The organism is Stenotrophomonas mori (assembly GCF_023556335.1).
Taxonomy (GTDB): Bacteria; Pseudomonadota; Gammaproteobacteria; order Xanthomonadales; family Xanthomonadaceae; genus Stenotrophomonas; species Stenotrophomonas mori.
Genome location: NZ_JAIKTS010000001.1, coordinates 546,767 through 564,370 on the forward strand (window position 1 = coordinate 546,767; position 17,604 = coordinate 564,370).

General features: G+C 70.5%; 15 protein-coding genes. 2 read left to right on the plus strand and 13 right to left on the minus strand.

The genetic code is table 11. The features are described from left to right. Nucleotides 1-64: 64 nt before the first annotated feature. From K5L01_RS02370 to K5L01_RS02430, 13 genes are all read right to left on the minus strand, one after another. The gene (locus K5L01_RS02370; RefSeq protein ID WP_250061596.1) at nt 65-787 is read right to left on the minus strand and encodes a DUF2968 domain-containing protein; all 723 of its coding nucleotides are present in this window, start codon (nt 785-787) and stop codon (nt 65-67) included. 137 nt (nt 788-924) lie between these two features. Then, nucleotides 925-3,066 (minus strand): TadG family pilus assembly protein, encoded by a 2,142-nt coding sequence (locus K5L01_RS02375; protein WP_250061598.1) that lies wholly within the window; start codon nt 3,064-3,066, stop codon nt 925-927. An 8-nt stretch (nt 3,067-3,074) separates the two neighbouring features. Beyond that, entirely contained in the window at nt 3,075-3,452 is a 378-nt protein-coding gene (locus K5L01_RS02380) for a DUF3613 domain-containing protein (protein ID WP_250061599.1), read from the minus strand. Then, the gene (locus tag K5L01_RS02385) at nt 3,449-4,312 is read right to left on the minus strand and encodes a tetratricopeptide repeat protein (RefSeq protein ID WP_250061601.1); all 864 of its coding nucleotides are present in this window, start codon (nt 4,310-4,312) and stop codon (nt 3,449-3,451) included. The genes K5L01_RS02380 and K5L01_RS02385 overlap by 4 nt, the downstream gene beginning before the upstream one ends. Further along, on the minus strand, nt 4,309-5,247 hold the full coding sequence (locus K5L01_RS02390; protein WP_250061604.1) for a type II secretion system F family protein: 939 nt from the start codon (nt 5,245-5,247) through the stop codon (nt 4,309-4,311). The genes K5L01_RS02385 and K5L01_RS02390 overlap by 4 nt, the downstream gene beginning before the upstream one ends. Further along, nucleotides 5,244-6,158 carry a type II secretion system F family protein gene (locus K5L01_RS02395; protein WP_250061606.1) on the minus strand — a complete coding sequence of 305 codons (915 nt, stop codon included), beginning with the start codon at nt 6,156-6,158 and terminating at the stop codon, nt 5,244-5,246. The genes K5L01_RS02390 and K5L01_RS02395 overlap by 4 nt, the downstream gene beginning before the upstream one ends. After that, nucleotides 6,155-7,507 (minus strand): TadA family conjugal transfer-associated ATPase, encoded by a 1,353-nt coding sequence (locus tag K5L01_RS02400; RefSeq protein WP_425603812.1) that lies wholly within the window; start codon nt 7,505-7,507, stop codon nt 6,155-6,157. Before K5L01_RS02400 ends, K5L01_RS02395 begins: the two co-directional genes overlap by 4 nt. A 2-nt stretch (nt 7,508-7,509) precedes the next feature. Beyond that, entirely contained in the window at nt 7,510-8,775 is a 1,266-nt protein-coding gene (locus tag K5L01_RS02405; RefSeq protein ID WP_250061610.1) for a CpaE/TadZ family protein, read from the minus strand. Between the two features lie 10 nt (nt 8,776-8,785). Continuing rightward, a complete protein-coding gene (locus tag K5L01_RS02410) occupies nt 8,786-10,102 on the minus strand; it encodes a type II and III secretion system protein family protein (protein ID WP_250061611.1) in 1,317 nt (438 codons plus the stop codon). 14 nt (nt 10,103-10,116) lie between these two features. Then, complete coding sequence (cpaB, locus tag K5L01_RS02415) at nt 10,117-11,163, minus strand: Flp pilus assembly protein CpaB (protein ID WP_250061613.1); 1,047 nt, start codon at nt 11,161-11,163, stop codon at nt 10,117-10,119. A 28-nt stretch (nt 11,164-11,191) separates the two neighbouring features. After that, complete coding sequence (locus K5L01_RS02420) at nt 11,192-11,680, minus strand: pilus assembly protein (RefSeq protein WP_250061615.1); 489 nt, start codon at nt 11,678-11,680, stop codon at nt 11,192-11,194. Continuing rightward, on the minus strand, nt 11,673-12,209 hold the full coding sequence (locus tag K5L01_RS02425) for a prepilin peptidase (protein ID WP_250061617.1): 537 nt from the start codon (nt 12,207-12,209) through the stop codon (nt 11,673-11,675). Before K5L01_RS02425 ends, K5L01_RS02420 begins: the two co-directional genes overlap by 8 nt. A 12-nt stretch (nt 12,210-12,221) precedes the next feature. Beyond that, a complete protein-coding gene (locus K5L01_RS02430) occupies nt 12,222-12,401 on the minus strand; it encodes a Flp family type IVb pilin (RefSeq protein WP_250061619.1) in 180 nt (59 codons plus the stop codon). Nucleotides 12,402-12,873: 472 nt separating this feature from the next. Here K5L01_RS02430 and K5L01_RS02435 point away from each other — a divergent pair, with 472 nt between their 5' ends. Next, a complete protein-coding gene (locus K5L01_RS02435; protein ID WP_250061621.1) occupies nt 12,874-13,836 on the plus strand; it encodes an AraC family transcriptional regulator in 963 nt (320 codons plus the stop codon). A gap of 204 nt (nt 13,837-14,040) precedes the next feature. After that, nucleotides 14,041-17,550, plus strand: coding sequence for an ESPR-type extended signal peptide-containing protein (locus K5L01_RS02440; RefSeq protein ID WP_250061623.1), 3,510 nt, complete (start codon nt 14,041-14,043; stop codon nt 17,548-17,550). The last annotated feature ends 54 nt before the right edge of the window (nt 17,551-17,604 follow it).

Below are 17,604 nucleotides of genomic sequence, written 5' to 3' on the forward strand. Positions count from 1 at the left end.
GGGGGAGCGTCGCCGTGGCGCTGGCGTGCGGCGCGGCGGCCGGGCCGTGCCGGCCGCCGGGGACTCAGTCGAGCGTGGCGGCGTGCTCGGGCAGCGGCACCGCGGGGGCCTCGTCGGGCGCGGGCGGCGGCGTGCTGGGCGGCAGCGACAGCGCGGGGTTCACCTGCATCGCCTGCAGGGCCTTGATCTGCTGGTCCAGCGCTTCCAGCTGGGTGTTGGTCGCGCGCAGGTCCGAGCTGAGGGCCACCGCCTGCTGCTTGCGTTCCTGCAGGGCGTGGCTCACCTGCAGCGACTGCTGGCGCTGCTGTTCCACTTCCTGCTGCAGGCCGCGCAGGCGGCGCTCGTTGAGCACCACCAGCTTCTCGCTGTAGGCCTTGCCTGCCTGCAGGCGGATGGTGTCCAGGTAGACCTGGGCCAGTTCCCGGGTCTGCTCAGCGAAGGTCTGGTACAGGCTTTCCGCGCTTTCCGAAGCGTCGGTGCGGATCACGCGCCAGAATTCCTTTTCCTGGAACAGCGCGACGTAGTAGTTCATCGATTCGGCATGGAACAGCAGGCTGGCGCCGTAGTTGCCGTTGTAGGTGGTGCGCAGTTCCGTCAGCTCGCGGTTGCCCATCAGCCGCTGCAGCTCGCTGACCGTATTGCCGATGCCGGCGTCCTCGCTGTTGGCCGGGGCCGCCGGCACTTCCGCTTCGCCGCGTTGCCAGCGCCCGGCGCTGGCATCGGGGACGGCACCCATGCCGGCCAGGGCAAGCACGGCACAGCACAACCAGGCAGGCAACGTGTCCATGGTTCTCATAGTTCTCGTAATTCCCCAGAATCGCGATGACCGCCGCAGCCGACGGGCGCACGGAATGCCCGCGAGCATACCATGCGCATTGCGCCGCAAAGCACCGCGGGGCAGTGCTGCCCGGGAAGCTGCGGCCTTCATTCCACCAGCTGGCCGCGGCCGCACTGGATCGAGTGCATGTGCACGTCGGTACGCCCCAGCTGCAGGCCCAGCACCTCGGACAGGGTGACCGACAGCAAGCGGCCGACGCTGTCCAGCAGCGGCCGCAATACCCCGTGGACCACCGGCTTGAGCAGCAGGCACAGCACGCTGGAGCAGGTGCCGCTGCCGGTGACCGGGTTGTAGCCGCCGCTGCCGTTGACGCCGCCGGGCTTGGTCTGCAGGTACTTGGCCAGCGAGTTGCGGACGCAGTTGTTGTAGTTCAGCAGGCCGGAGATCAGCCCCTCGCAGGCGGTGATGCCCAGCACGTCCAGCAGGCCGCCGACCAGGCTGCTGTCGCTGATGCCGGTTTCGCGGCGGAAGCCTTCCCAGACGCTGCCGTCCACCTTGACCGGGACGCAGACCAGGAGCAGGTTCTTGCAGCCCGGGATCTGCGTGTTCCAGTCGCCCAGGGCGGGCAGATCCAGTTCGCCGGCGGCATTGGCATGCCCGTTCTGCAGCGCGTTGATCACATTCGCCGGGTTGTAGAAGCCATTGACCTTGGTGGCCTCCAGGTACTGGGTGGCCAGGTTGCGGGCCGCCTCGCTGCTGTTGCCCTGGGGCGCGAACAGGGCGCCGAGGGTGCCCAGGAGCTCATCGACCAGCCGCGCGACCAGGGTGCCTATCTGCAGGTCGTTGGGCATGACCGTGCCGGTCTCGCCTTCGCGCAGGGTCAGGCGGTCGCGCTGCGACAGTGCATCCAGCGCGATCTTGCTTGTCAGCATGTTGCCGCCGAGCAGGGTGACCAGCTGTTCCTCGGCCAGGCCGGTGCCGCACAGGTCGCGGGTGGAATCCCAGGGCGTGCTGGCCTTGCCGATGCAGATGTTGGCGATGGCGCTGGTGACGTCCACGGTGGCGGTGACCGGGCGCGCGCTGCAGTCGATGGCGTCCAGACGGCCGAAGCCGTCGATCACGTCGATGTACGTCGGCAGCCGGATGCGGGTGCCCAGCCAGTCCAGCACCGCACCGACGGCGGGGATGCGCTTGGAGTCGATGTCCAGGAACAGGCGCACCTGGCTGTTGTAGGCGGTGGTGCCGACCGGACCGATGGCGATCGAGGCAGGTTCGACGACACTGGCCATGACGTCGATGCCGACCACGCTCAGTCCGTTCACCTCCACCGCATGCTTGGCATTGGCGATGGAGATGCTGGTGCCCAGCAGGTCCAGGGCGTTGACGTCCAGGTCCAGGGCGCTGCTGGCGGCCTGGCTGCCGCCGACGATGCTCGCGAACAGCCCGCCGCTGGTGGCGGTGGAGCCGAGCTGCACCATGACGTCGCGCAGGCCTACCCGCGCCAGCTCCTGCTCCAGCAGGCCCACGCCGACATCGAGCAGCCCCTGTGCCCGGGCGGCGTCGGCGGCCAGTTCCAGCAGCTTGCCGACGCTGAGCTGCTGGGTGGAGAGCAGGTGGTTCAACTCGCCGGCGGTGATGTCCGCGGCGACGGTGACGCCCAGTGCCTCGAGCAGCCCGCGCGGGGTGATCTTGACGTCCGCCAGCGCCTTGTAGCTGGCGATCTGGGTGCTGTTGACGTCGATGCCGACCAGCCGCAGCAGGCCCGGCAGGGGGGCGTCGCCATTGATGTTGAGCAGCCGCGAACCGACGCTGAAGGCCGCCTGCGGCGGGGTGCGCCGGGCCACCGCGGTGGCGTTGACCATCGGCAGGGCGCCGGCCTGGCCGAAGAAGGGAACCGCCTGCCGGGAGACGGTTACCCGTACCGCGTTCAACGGGCGCGCCGCATCGGCGGGCACGAAGCGGGCAGCGCCGGGCAGTTCCGCCCCCCAGTAGCCGCAGGTGATCGCCAGGGCGCCTTCGAACGCATTGTCGGCGACCGCGTTGCGGCGCGCCGCGAGATTGTCGCCATGGTCGGCGGTGCAGGTTTCCAGCCGCTGGGCGCCGGCCAGGGCCGCCAGGTCGGCGACCTTCTGCGCGTCGCGCTTGGCCCAGTAGAGGTAGCCGATCTCGACCAGCCCCAGGATCACCACCAGCCCGGCAAGCAGCAGCATCATCATCACCGCGCCGCCGCCGTGCTGGTTGCGGTGCAGGCGCCAGGACGAAAGAGGAAGGAGTCGCGGTGTGTTCATGGCGGACCTCAGCGGGTGGAGGAACCGGTCGACGAGGGCAGCGCGGCGTCGAAATACTCCGGGATGGGATGATCGAAACTGTCCAGGTAGCGCTGGTAGCTGCGGCTGGCGGTCTCGCCGAGCATCGGCAGCGGCGGCCCGGCGTGGGTGCCCTCGGCCTGCATCTGGAACAGTGCGCGGGTGGCCTGCCCGAATCCGGGGGCGGCAGGGCGGTGTGCCGCGGCGGTGGCCGGCGCGGGACCCGTGCCGGTGGCGGTGGCGGCCGGCGGCGCCGGGACGGCCGGCGCCACGGGCATGTCGGTGCGGGCGGTGAGCGGCGGGTGCTGGGCCCAGGCGGACGCGATGCAGGCCATCGGCAGGCACAGCGCGAGGATGCGTCTTTTCATGGCAACACCTCATCGGAACGTTGGGGGGCTGGAGCGAAGCGCTCGAGCATGGAGCCGGGCGGCGGGGGAGTGGCAGGGTCGCTGGCGGCGGCGGCCGCCGCCGCCGGGGCAGCGGGTGACGGAGAGGCCGCGGCGGTCGGCGGACGGCGCAGGGTGCTGTTCAGGCGCAGGACCTCATTGCGCACCGCCTGCGACAGGCCCGCCCGCTGCATCATGGCTTCGGCCGCCGCGGGCTGGCCGCTCAGCAGCGCCCACAGGGCGAGGTTGGCCACGGCCCGGGAGTCCCCGGGGGCCAGTTCGGCCGCCTTCGCCAGGGGGGCACGGGCATCGGCGACATGGCCGGACTGCAGCAGCGCGAATCCCAGGTCGCCCAGGTACTGCGGCTCCAGCGGATCGAGCCGGGCGGCATTGGCCAGTGCCAGCTGTGCCTCGTCGGGATCGCCGGCGGCCGCCGCGATCAGGCCGAGCCCGTGCCAGGCCGGTGCCGCCTGCGGTCCGCGTACCAGGCTGCGGTAGATCGGCGCGGCGGCCGCGCCGCTGCCGGTCTCACGCAGGGCATCGGCCTCCAGCAGGCGCAGCTCCGGGGTCTCGCCGAAGCGCTTGCGGAAGGCATCGATGTGCGCGAGCGACGCATAGTAGGCGCCCTGTTCCTGCATCTTGCGGATCAGTGCGAGGTGCAGGGTGCGGTCGTCCTGCGGCGAGGGTGCCGAGGCCGGTTCGGGCGGAGGCAGGCGGTAGCCGTTGCCGCCATGGCTGCAGGCGGCCAGAAGGGCCGGCAGTGCAAGCAGCAGCACCGGCAACAGGGGCGGTACACGCCGGGCGGGCATGCGCGGGGCGGTGGGAGTGCCGGGACGGGTCATGGCGCCCCCATCCCGGCCACCGCGCCGGCCAGTGCCAGGATGGCCGGGCCGGCCAGCACCAGCATCAGCGCCGGCAGCAGGGTGAGCATCATCACCACGGTCATCTTCACCGACAGCTTCCCGACCTTCTCCTTCATCTTCATCCGCCGCTGTTCGCGCAGCCGCATGCCGAACTGCTTCAGTGGCTCCTGCACCGCGCCGCCGTGCTGGTGGACCTGCAGCATCATCTGCATCAGGCTGCGCAGGTCTTCGTTGCCGAAATCCTCCGACAGCCGGCGCAGCGACTGCGGACGGCTGCGGCCCCGGGTGTAGGCGAGGTTGGCCTGCTGGATCTCGTGGCCAAGGACGGGAATGGCCACCTGCAGTTTCTCGCCGATCATCTGCAGACTCTGGTCGACGCTGAAGCCGATGCCCTGCAGCAGACGCAGCAGGTCGATCAGCAGCGGCAGCTCGTCGTCGACCTGGCGCCGCAGGCGGCCGGCCCAGGCCCGCAGGGCGAACTTCGGCAGCAGGATGCCGAACGCCAGCCCGCCGCCGACCATCGCCAGGGCGCGCAGGCCATGGGGCTGGAGCAGCAGCAGGCCGAGCACCGGTACCAGCACCGCCAGCAGCAGCCGCAGTGCCAGGAACACCGCGGCGCCGGCCTGGTGGTTCCACCCGACCTGCTCCAGCAGCAGGCGGTCTTCCGGTGCCAGCAGGGCCTTCTGCAGGCGGCTGCCCTCAAAGTGCCCGCCGAGGGAGACGAGTTCGGCCAGCAGCGCCTGCCAGCGGGTGCGCGGCGCGGCGGGCTCGCCGGACTTGCCCTGGCTGTCCAGGGCGCTCTGCAGCGTCGCCTTGACCTGCTGCGCGCGGCGGTCCTGGTGGAGCAGGCCGGCCGCGATGAGCAGCAGCGCGAGGGCGACGCAGGCAATGGACAGGGCGATCAGCAGGCTCATAGCGATTTCGCCAGCCGGTACAGCGTGAACGCGCCGATGGCTTCCAGAAGCAGCGCCACGAGCAGGATCTTCTTGCCCAGGGCAGCCTGGAACATCGGTTGGAAGAACTCGGGGTTGAGCAGGCTCATGAACAGCGCCGACAGCACCGGCAGCAGCCCCAGCACCCAGGCCGACATGCGGGTTTCCGAGGTGGTGGCCTGCAGCTCGCGCTGGACTTCCTCCATGTCGCGCATGAAGTCGCTCATGCGCTGCAGGATCTGGTCGCTGCGGCCGCCGATGCGGATGCTGGTGCCGAGGATCACCGACAGCATTTCCAGCGGCTGCAGGCGGTAGGCCTGGGCCGCCTGCAGCAGCGCGCGGTCCAGGTCCATGCCGGCGCGGGTGTAGGACAGGGTGCTGTCGAGGATCGGCCGCAGTGGCGGGGTGACGTTCTGCACCGCGCCCTGGAAGGCCATGGACAGGCTGTTGCCGATGCCGGTCATGCGCACCATGTTCTCGAGGAAGTCCGGCATCTGCGCGACCAGGCGCTGGCGGACCTTCTCGATGCGGCGCTGCAGCCACAGCCCCATGCCGAGCAGGTAGAGCAGCAGCGTGAGCAGCCCGAACCAGGCCGAGCCGAGGCGCATGCCGGCGCCGACGCCCAGCACCAGGCCGGGGAGCAGCAGCAGGACCAGGGTGTGCACGCGGTCGTCGAGCCCGGCGCGGCGCAGCAGCTCGGCCCAGCGCTGGCGGCGCGGCGCCGGCCCCGCGGCGGCCCGGCCCGCGGGGCCGGCAGACGCGGGCGGGAGCCGGGTTTCGGCATGCTGCGCGGCCGAGCGCTGCTGATGGCGCGCGGCGACACCCCACCACAGGTGCAGGGCGCCGGCCACCAGCAGCAGGGCGATGCTGGCCATCAGCAGGGCGGCGGTCATGGCAGTTCACCCAGCGCGGCCTGGCGCAGCTCCAGCCGATAGGGTTCGAGCTTGTGGCAGTGGGGGTGGAAGCCGAGGCCGATCCAGCGGTCGCGTTCCCGGCCGTCGTCGTCGACCCAGCTCTCGTGCTTGAACAGCTCCTGGCTGCTGATGATGTTGTCGCTGATCCCGGTGATCTCGGTGACCGACAGGATCACCCGGCGGCCGTTGCCCAGCCGCGAGATCTGCACGATGAAGTCGATGGCGCTGGCGATCTGCCGGCGCAGGCTCTCCTCGCTGCCCTGGAAGCCGGCGAAACCGGCCAGCATCTCCAGCCGGTAGAGGCAGTCGCGCGGCGAGTTGGCGTGGATGGTGGCCATCGAGCCGTCGTGGCCGGTGTTCATCGCCTGCAGCATCTCCAGCACCTCGGCACCGCGCACCTCGCCGACCACGATCCGGTCCGGGCGCATGCGCAGGCTGTTGCGCACCAGTTCGCGGATGCTGACCGCACCGCTGCCGTCGAAACCGCCAAGCCGGCTTTCCAGGCGCACCACATGCGGGTGGTTCAGGGAAAGCTCGGCGGTGTCCTCGATGGTGATGACCCGCTCGTTGTGGGGAATGAAGGCCGCCAGCGCATTGAGCAGCGAGGTCTTGCCGGAGCTGGTGCCTCCGGAGATGAGGATGTTGCAGCGCCCGCGCACCATCGCGTTGAGCAGGGCATAGATGGCCTTGTCGAAGGCACCGCGGCCAAGCAGCTCGTCGGGGGTGAACGGGTCCTTGCGGAACTTGCGGATCGACACCATCGGCCCGTCGACCGCGAGCGGGGAGATGATCGCGTTCAACCGCCCGCCATTGGGCAGCCGTGCGTCGACCATGGGGTTGGAGTCGTCCAGGCGGCGACCCAGCGGCGCGATGATGCGGCGCAGGATGCGCAGCAGGTGGCGGTCGTCGCTGAAGCGCTGCGGCGCCCGCTGCAGGATGCCGCCGCTGGAGACGTGCACGTCCTTGTAGCCGTTGATCAGGATGTCCTCGATCTCCGGGTCGTACAGCAGGTCGTCCAGCGGCCCGAAACCGATCAGCTCCTTCTGCAGGGCGGTGGCGACGGCCTCCATTTCCTGGGCATTGACCGGGATCTTCCATTCCTTGACGAAGGCCGCGGTCTGCGCCTGGACGAACTTGGCGGTGGTCGCCGGCGACCAGGAATCGATGTCCACCCGCTCGTCCTCGATATGGTTGAGCAGGTACTCGTGGGCGGCCGACAGCACGCTCTGGAACTGTTCGGTCTGTTCGAACGGCACGCCGGGGGCGCGTTCGGTCTCGGCGACGGAGGGGGGGGTGTGCTGCATGAGGGGAGTGACCTTGTCTTCCATGCTCATCGACCCAGGAGGGAGGCGAGGCGGGCCAGGGGATGCCTGGACGGGGATTCGCGGCCGCCGGCCAGGTGCCGTACCAGCGGCTGCAGCGCGCGGACATAGGGATCGCGGGGGGCGCTTTCGCTCAGCAAGCGGCCGCGGCCGGTGCTGGAGCGCAGCATGCGGCTGCGCTCGGGCAGCGTGGCCAGCAGCGGCAGCGCGAAGCGTTCGGCGATCTGCCGGTCGCCGAGGCCGCCTTCGGGATCGTAGCGGTTGACCACCAGCCGCAGCCGTTCGTCGCGCAGGCCGCGCTGCTCCAGCTCGCGGATGCACTGGTCCAGCGAGACCAGCGCCCCGATGCCCTGGTCGACGACCAGCCAGATCTCGTGGGCCTGCTCCAGCAGTGCATCGGGAAGGTGCGGGGTCGAGACTCCGCCGGTATCGGCCAGGACGAGCGGGAAGATGGCGCGCAGCTGCTTCAGCAGCGCCGCGGGCTCGTGCGCGGCGGGCACGCCGGCGCCGGCCAGTCCCAGCAGGGCCAGGCCGCTGGCATGGTGGCCCAGCGCGGTGGACGCGAACGTGGCATCGATGCGCTCGACATTGCGCAGCGCCTCTTCGTAGCTGAAATGGGTGTCGATGCCCAGGTAGAGCGCGCCGTCGCCCCCCGGCGAACCGAGGTCCAGCAGCAGCGTCGGATGGAGGGCGCGGGGGGCGGCCCCGGCGTCGCGGGCGGCCAGCTGCGCGGCCAGGTGGACGGCCAGCAGGGTGGTGCCGATGCCGGGACGCACGCCATGCAGGAGTACCAGGCGACCGCTGGCGGCCTCCGGAGCCGCCGCCGGCGGCGTGGCGAGCGGTGCGGCGGGCGCGGCCTGCGCGCTCACGCGGGTGATGACTTCTAGGAACTGCGCGGCATCGTCGTCGATGTCGACGAAGTCGCGCACGCCCGCGCGCACCGCGCCCAGCAGGTGCTGGGCCTGTTCCGGGCCGTCCGTGCCGACGCCGACCATCGGCAGCGGGCAGCCGGTGGCGGCGAGCTGCCGCGCCAGGCCGGTGGAGTAGCTGGCGTTGCCGCCGCAGTAGTCGAGCAGCACCAGGCTGGCGCCGGTGGCGATCCCGGCCAGCTGCGGCGCGCCCACCTCGCGGCTGTCCACCCAGTTCAGGCGGGCATGCCCGGACAGCGTCGCGCCCAGCCGGGCCATGTGCCGGTTGTCGGGCGCGTAAAGCACCAGGTGCAGGTTGGGCGTCTGGTTCGGGTGCATGAGCGGCAGGGGCAGGACCGGTGTCATGGTGTCTGTGTCAGCGGGAGAATCCGGGCAGCTGGTCGCTGGAGGCGGGGTGCAGCAGCCACGCCCCCCAGACCGGGAGGTTGGGTTCGGCCTCGCGCTGGCCGGGCAGCGGGATCGCGGTGCCGCGCGCCAGCGGCTGCACCAGGCGCGGGGTGACCACGATCACCAGCTCCTTGTCCTCGCGCTTGTAGTCGAGATTGCGGAAGAACGAGCCGATGATCGGGATGTCGCCCAGCAGCGGGATCTTGTTGACCATCGAGGTCAGCTGGCTGCTGACCAGGCCGCCGATGACGAAGCTCTCGCCGTCGCCGAGCTCGACGGTGGTGTCGGCCCGCCGCGTGGTGATGGCCGGGATCTGCACGCCTTCCAGGGTGATGCCGCGGGTGTAGTCCAGATCGCTGGCTTCCGGCGCGACCTTCAGCGCGATGCGGTCCGGGGCCAGCACGGTGGGCGTGACGGTGAGGCCGATGCCGAAAGGCTTGAACTTGACCGTGGTGGTGCCCAGGCCCTGGGGCTCGAGGATCGGCAGCTCGCCGCCGGCCAGGAAGCTGGCGCTCTGCCCGGACAGGGCCACCAGGGTGGGTTCGGCCAGCACCCGCGCCATGCCGTTGCTCTGCAGCAGGTTGAGGCTGGCGTCCCACCGGTGGGTGGCCGAGCTGGCGATCAGCTTGAACGCCGAGGACAGTGCGCTGCCGCCGTCGCTGGCGCTGCTCGGGGAGCTCATGCCGTAGCTGAACCCGCCATTGGCGTTCTTGAAGTTCAGGCCGATCTGGCGCAGCACGCTGCGGTTGAACTCCACCACCTTGACCTCGACCTGGACCACGCCGGTGCCGGCGATGGTCGAGGCGTCGCTGACCCGTTCCTCGTCGCCGGCCGCGACCGTGGCGGCCTTGCGCGCCGCTTCGTGCGCCAGCAGCGACGATGCCTGGCCATGCAGCAGGGCCTGGCCGTCCTGGACCGCGACGGCCGGCGAGGCGGCATCGAGCAGGCCGCGCTGCACGGCGCTGCGCACCTCCACCTGGACACGGGTCGGGGTCTCCTGGCGCCGCTGCCACAGCAGCAGGGTGGTGTTGCCGGCATGTTTCCCGACCAGCAGCACCTGGCCCCTGTCGCGCAGCGTGGTGATGTCGGCGATGGCCGGATCGGCGATCGCGATGCGTTCCACGTCGGCGGGCAGCCGCCACGGGCGTTGCTCGTGCAGTTCCAACCGCACGGTGTCGGTGGCCGGTGCCTGGGCCAGCGCGGGGAACGCCGGCAGGGCCAGCGCGGCGGCGATCAGCAGCAGGCGGGCCAGCGGGCGCGCAGGGCGGGGACGTGTCGATGCCATGGTCACACTCCGGTTCATGGCGAGGAAAGCGGGGCGGTCTGGGTGCCGCGCACGATCTCGATACCGCCGTTGCGGGGGGCCGGCCGGGACACCGGCCGGGAAGGGGGCGCGGGACGGTGTGGCCGTGCGGCGGTTCCGGTGCCGGCCAGTCCGCCCAGGTCGATGCCGGCGAAGGCCTGGTTCTCCGGCCGGCCAGCCTGCTCCGAGGCGATGCCGTCCAGACCGCCGCGAACCGCCAGCACCGGCGCCGGCGCGGCGAAGATGCCGTCGTCCGCCACCGCGGTGTCGGCCGGGTTGCGCAGGGCGAGGAACAGCTTGCCGCTCTGGGCGCCCAGCAGCAGCCGCCCGATCATGTCCACCTGCACCGCCAGCACCGCGGTCCGTGCCGGCTGGGTGCCCGGGCTGCCGGCGCTGCCGCCGGAGCTGCTGCGGGCCATGATCGATTCGGCCCGGCTGCCGGGCTCGGCGGCGGGCGTCTCCGCGGGCAAGGGGGCATCGGTGTGCGGTCCGGCAAGCATGTCGCGGTCGCCATAGCCGAGTACGCGCTGGCGGGACAGCAGCAGGCGTGCCTGGGTGGTGTCCTGGCGGACGCTGCCGGCGTCGCCGATGCCCGGCAGGCTCATGAACACGTCGACGTAGTCGCCGGGACTCACGCGGTTGCCGGCGCTGGCCAGTTCGTCCACCGGCACGGCGATCGCACGTTCGCCGGGGTTGAGGGCCAGGGCGATGCCGCGCGATACCGCGCTGCGGCGGATCGGCTGGCCCGCGGCGACATCCTCGAGCAGGACGCCGCCGACGACCGCACTGACATGGCTGAAGCTGTCCGAGTGCAGCTCGTCGCTGCCGGCCAGGGTGAGCCCGTCGGCCGACAGGGGCGTGCCGGCGGTCAGAGCACGGCTGGCGACGACCTGCTCATGGCGCTGCGCAGCCGTTGTCGGCACCGGCGGTGCCGCGGCCTGGGGCGGGTTCATCGAGCGCCGGCCATAGCCGAAGGCGAGGATCGCCAGCAGGACGGCGAGCGCCAGCAGCAGTGCGGCAGTGATGCGGATGGCCTTGGGCATCTGGAATTCCCCCTGGGTACGTCGTGGTTCAAAGGCCGTCGTCGAGCTGGACGACGGCGCTGCTGCGCAGGCCTTCGCCCAGCACCCAGCCGAACAGGTTGCCGGTGCCGGGCAGGAACGGATGCTGGTCGTAGTCGTAGAAGACGCTGACCTGGATGCAGCGTGCGGTGCCGCCGCCGTTGCACGCATAGGCGTCGGAAACGGCGATCGGAGGCGTGGTGGCATCACCGCAGTTGGCGGCGTCGCCGGAGAAATTGAGCAGCCACTGCATCGAGCGCGCGGCGGCCTGGCAGGCGTTGCTGCGGCGCTCGCCCAGGTCGCCATGACGCAGCGCGGCGCGCGCGCCCTCGCCGGCGGCCAGCGCCAGCGACTGCTGCGCGGCGAAGATCATGACCCCGGAAAAGGTGAGCAGCAGCAGCGGGAGGACGCCGAACATCAGCAGGAAGGCGTATTCGATGCTGATCACGCCGCGCTGTCCGTGCGGCGGGGACGATCCTGGTGTGCGTCGGCTAGCCATGGGTTCCCTCCGGAAACGTGACCATCAACGTGGCGATGCCCAGGTAGGCGGCATAGGGAATTCCCGAGCGGCCCTGGCGCGACGCCATCATTCGGTTGAACCAGCCGCAGCCGCACATCCGTTCGCGGGCGCGGTCGACTGCGGGCAGGCACGCCAGCAGGTGGCTGGCGTGCCGGCTCCTGGCGAACAGCACCGCAAGCGCATAAGCCCCGGCCAGCAGGCTGGCGATGATCCAGAGCGGAACCAGTGCGCGTGCGCCCAGCAACAGGCCCAGCACCGCGAACAGCTTCACATCGCCGGCGCCCATCCAGCCGAGCACGTAGAACGGCAGCAGCGCCGCCAGGCCCAGCAGCAGCCCGGTGGCGGCCATGCCGGGCGGCGTGGAGATCGCCGGCAGCAACAGGCTGGCCGCCACACCGCCCAGCACCGCTGCCAGCAACCCGCGGTTGGATACGCGGCGCGCATACAGATCGGTATAGACCGTGTAGGCGCCGAGGACCGCCGCGAGGGCTGCCGACAGGGGGGCCATGACCGTCGCCTGTCAGGGGAATGCGTTGCTCACCACTTCGCCGAGCTTGGTGAACAGGTTGGTGAAGAAGGTTCCCAGGGCGGGGCCTGCGGTAACGACCAGCACCCCTGCGATCACCGCCGCCAACAGGCCGTACTCCAGTGCGGTGACACCGTCTTCTTCAGCGAGAAACCTGCGGATCTGTGCGTTCATGATGTTCTCCATGAGAAACAGAGGCCGGCGCAAGGCCGGACGTGCCGGGAAAACCGGTGTCGCCACCTCCCGGGTGGAGGCATGGACCTGCGGTTGGCGTCGGCAGGGAAGGCACATGAACCTTGACGGAAGCCGTGGCCGGCCACCCCGTGACAATTCCGTTCCAGCCCCATGACGCGGCGTGCACGTCCATGTCCATGTCCATCATTCCCATCCGGTGCATGAATGAATACACGTATTCGGCAAAAAACCACGGGTATTCGTATGTGTGACGCGCTTCTCTGTTTGCGTCCATGACGTGTCCATGTCCTGCAGGAGTGTTGTATGAATGGGACATGGACGCGCCGGCAGGGCGGAACTGCGCGCCGGATGCAGGGGGCCAGGTGTTTCGTGGTTCGTAGTGCAGTGGATGCAGCGAGCCATCGGCCGGTATCTGGAATTCGGGCTTAGGACGGGACTCACCCGGACGGTAATGGACGTTCATATTGATGCGATTGGCGAGCAACCACTGAGGTCGTTCGATCTGTCCACGCTGGGGGGCATCCTCCGTGTGTGCCACGTTGAACTGGTGCTGCTGGACGGCCAGCCGCCGATGGCGGCGGTGACATCGTTTGTCCACGACCAGGCGTTGCTGTGCACGTTCGAACTCGGGGCCCGCACCCGTGGCCGCTTCATGCTGCCGGTGGACTGGTGTCTGCTGGGGTGGATGGAGTCAGTGGACCCGGCCACCAGCTGGTGCCATGGCGTGCCGTTGGCGCCGGGCGGAATCGTTTCGGTGATGCCCGAGGGCATCACCGAGTTCGCACTGGGCGCCCACAGCCGGGTGACGTTCGTGTTGGTGCCCCTGCGCCGTTTCCAGCAGCGCGTGGCCAGCCGGCAGCTGGGAGGCATGGACACCGGCGAATTCGAGGTGCCGCTGGTCAGCGGCGGCGACCTGGCGGCGCTGCAGGCCCACTACCAGGGCCTGCAACGCCGCATCCACAGCGGCGAGGTCGGTGCGGACGAAATCGACCGGCTGCTGGACGTGCATGCCGGCGAGCTGTTCGGCAACGGCACGGCCGAGCGCCGGGTGAGCAACCGCAACCGGCGTGCGCGCTACCTGATTCTGCGGCGCGCCGAGGACATGATGCGGGCCAACATCCGGCGCCACATCTACATGCAGGAACTGTGCGATGCGGCGGGCGTCAGCGAGCGCGCACTGCGCTACGCGTTCGAGGAGCTGGTCGGCATCTCGCCGGTGCGCTACCTGTCGATGCTGCGGCTGTGCGAAGCCTGCCGGACGCTGTCCACCGCCGATGCCGGGCGCAAGTCGGTCAAGTCGGTCGCCTTGAGCTGCGGGCTGTGGGACCTGTCGCGGTTCGCCGACAACTACCGGCGGGTGTTCGGCGAGCTGCCGAGCGAAACGCTGATGCGCGGTACCTTCGCCGAGCCATGAAGAACGCATGTGAGCCGGATCACATCTTTTCGGCATTTGCCGATTCCGTGCATGGCCGTGCCGGCTTTGTGCACGTCCTTGCCGGATTGCCATAGCGATTTGCCGGATTCAGGCAAAAACCCGCTGGCCAGCCTGCTGTAGTGCATCCCAGACGCCGATGTCCCCCATGGGGGTGGGATGGGCGCACTGCATGGGGGCTTCATCATGAATCGCATCTACAGACTGGTATGGAACCACGCCCTGAATGCTTTCGTCGTGGCATCGGAACTGAGCAGCGGCCACGGCAAGCGTGCCGCCCGTCGCCTGCGGCCGCTGCAGGCGGGCAGTGCACTCGGCCTCGGCGGCATGCTGGCACTCGGCCTGGCCGGACCGGCCCAGGCCGGCGATGTGCGCCTGGACGACCTGCAGGCGCTGGTAGCCAAGTACGCCACCCAGGATGCGCCGGTGACCGCGCCAGGGGCCGCGGCAGTGGTGCCGGCGGTCGTGCACGTGCCGGCGCCGGTGCAGGCATCGTTGCCGGTCCCGGCGGCGGCCACCGTCCGGGTTCCGGCCGCCGCGCGTTCCACCGCCGCGGTACGCGCGCGGGTCGCGGTGCCGAAGCCGCTTTCGCAGGTGGCCACCACGCTGTCCAGCACCGTCGCCAGGGTTCCGGCCACGGTGGGGCGTCTTCCGAAGGTGGTGGAGACCGGTGTGCACGGCAGCGTGGCGACCGTCGCCACGGCGGCGCAGGGCCTCGGGAGCGTGCTGCGGCCCGGGAAGAACGATGACGGCCGCAACCCGCTGCGGCATACCGTGGTGTCGACGGTCGGGGCGGTGGAGGAGCTGACCGGCGACGTGACCAGGACCAGCGGCGTCGGCGACCTGCTCGACGGGGTCGTGGGCGGTGTCGCACCGGTGCTGGAGGAGGTCGGCGATACGACCGGTTCGCTGCTCGGCAAGGCGACCGGTTCGTCCTCGCTCGGCGACGGCGTTTCGCAGACCGTGGCCACGGTGAGCGGCGGCCTGAAGGAGACGACCGGCAAGCTGGGCAAGGGCAACGTGGGCGGTGCGGTGCAGTCGTTGCTGGGTACCGTCGGCGGCACGCTGTCCTCGGTCACCGGCGCGGTCACCGGCACCCTGGGCGGCCTCACCGGCTCGGCCTCGGGGCTGGACGGACTGCAGCAGGTGCTCGATGGCGTGACCGGTGGCCTCACCGGCGGCCTGTCCAACGTGGTCGGGCAGTTGACCGGACAACCGCCGGCGCCGGCGGCCGGTGGCGGCCCGGTGAACACCGGACCTACCGGCCTGGTGGTCGGCAACGGCGGGCTGGTCGGTACCGTCGACCAGTTGCTGGGGCCGACGCTGGAGAACGTGTTCGGCGGCGACGGTTACCTGCGCAATGGCAGCCTCACCCTGAGCAGCGCCAACCTGGCCCAGGCCTATTCGGTGACCTCGGTGGCGGGCATCCCGCTGGTGAACCTGAGTCCGGTGGGCGACCTGCTCGACGGCCTGGGTGGGCTGACCACCGGCGGCAACTCGCACCTCACCCTGATCGGTGGCGTCACCTCGGACAGTTATGTCTACAACATCAACAACGGCAAGCCCAACGGCCTGTTGGGGCTGCTGCTTCCGGACAGTGCGCCGGCCTGGGCGAGCACCTGCGCGGATCCGCTGGGGCTGGGGGTGCTGACGATCGACTGCTGGGGCGTCCCCGCCGCGCAGGACTATCAGGTGCTGATCGGCGACGGCGCCTATGCGAACGGTTCGAAGGAGGTGGTGATCGGCACCAACGCCGAGCACCGCTTGGCGCAGCAGGATGCGGACACGGTCTTCACGGGTTCGGGCAATGGCCGGACGGGCGTGCCGACGGCCGACTACGATGCGCGCCAGGGCCATTCGGTGGTCATCGGCGACAGTGCCGCGGGGTCGGCCAATGCGCAGACTCTGGTCGGTGCCGGGGCGACCTCGGACAAGGCCAACAGCGTGGCGCTGGGGCACAAGTCCAACGCCGACCGCGGCGGCCTGGACAACTATGCGGCCTTCGGCCTGAGCGCGCCGCAGAACTCGATCGGCGAAGTCGCGGTGGGATCTGTCGGGCGCGAGCGGCAGATCACCCATGTCGCGGCGGGCCGCGAGGCGACCGATGCGGTCAACGTGGCCCAGCTGAAGGGGGCGCTGGCGCAGATCGACGGCGTCGAACTGTTCGCGGTGACCTACGACGAAGATGCCCAGGGCGATGCCGACCATGGCAGCGTGACACTGGGCGCGGGCAACGCCCCCGACGGCACGGTGGTGGGCAACCTGGGCGCCGGCGCCGTGGCGGCGGGCAGCCGCCAGGCGGTCAACGGCGGCCAGCTGTTCGGCCTGGGCGACTCGCTCGCGGACCTCATCGGCGGCGGCGCGGTGGTGAACGCGGACGGCACGGTCTCCGCGCCGTCCTATGGCGTGAACTACGTCGATGGCAACGGGCTGGTGAGCCTGCAGCAGTACAGCGGCATCGGCGATGCCTTCGATTCGATCAGCGATTCGCTGTCCAACCTCAGTGGGCTGGTGGACGGCAGCGGGCAGCCGGGCGGATCGCCGGGCAGCGGCACCGATGCCTTGGCGGTGCACTACACCGCCGACGCCAACGGCAAGCCGACCAACGAGGTCGTGCTGCGTGGCGCCGGCGACGGCAATGCGGTCGCCCTGCGCAACGTCGCCGCCGGCAGTGTCGACGCCGGCAGCAGCGATGCGGTCAACGGCGCGCAACTGGCCGGCACCCACGACGCGGTGGCCGCGGCGATGGGCGGCGGCATGGGCTACGACAGCGCGGCCGGGCAGTGGACCGGACCGAGCTTCAACATCACCACGATCGATGCCGGCGGCGGCACCCAGCAGCAGACCCTGGGCAACGTCGGCGATGCCCTGGAGGCGTTGGACGGCTCCATCGTCAACGTCAACCAGCGTATCGACAACATCCAGTCCGGCGGCGCCGGGAACGCCTATTTCTCGGTCAACTCGAGCAAGGCGCCGGCCTCGGCCAGCGGCCAGGACAGCATGGCCGCCGGTCCGCAGGCCACCGCGTCGGGCAAGCAGTCGGTGGCGCTGGGCGATGGCGCCAAGGCGTCGGCCGACGGCAGTGTCGCACTGGGCGCCGGGGCGGTGGCCGACCGCGCCAATGCGGTCTCGGTCGGCAGCAGCGGGAGCGAGCGGCAGATCGTCCATGTGGCCGATGCGACCGGCGCGACCGACGCGGTGAACCTGCGCCAGCTGCAGGCATCGCAGCAGGGCACGGTCCGTTATGACCAGAACACCGATGGCAGTACCAACTACAGCAGCGTAACCCTTGGCAAGGCGAACGCCCCGGTGGTGATGCACAACGTCGCGGCCGGCGTGGCCGGCACCGACGCGGTGAACGTGGCGCAGCTGAACAAGGGACTGGGGGAGGTCGTGGATTGGTCGAAGAACTACACCGATCAGCGTTTCAACGATGTCGGCCGGCAGATGAGCCGGATCGACAACCGGGCGTCGGCGGGCATCGCCTCGGCGATGGCCATGGCCGGACTGCCGCAGCCCACCGGCGCCGGCCGGCGGATGGCGTCGTTCGCGGCCAGCACCTTCCATGGCGAGTCGAGCATGGCGGTGGGCATTTCCGGGGTCAGCGAGGGCGGCCGCTGGATCTACAAACTCAGCGGCTCGACCAATACGCGCGGCGACGGCGGCGTGACCGCCGGTGCCGGCTTCCAGTGGTGAGCTGGCCAGGGGCGGCGGACCTTCCGCCGCCTGCGGCCTGGAACGGACGAACGA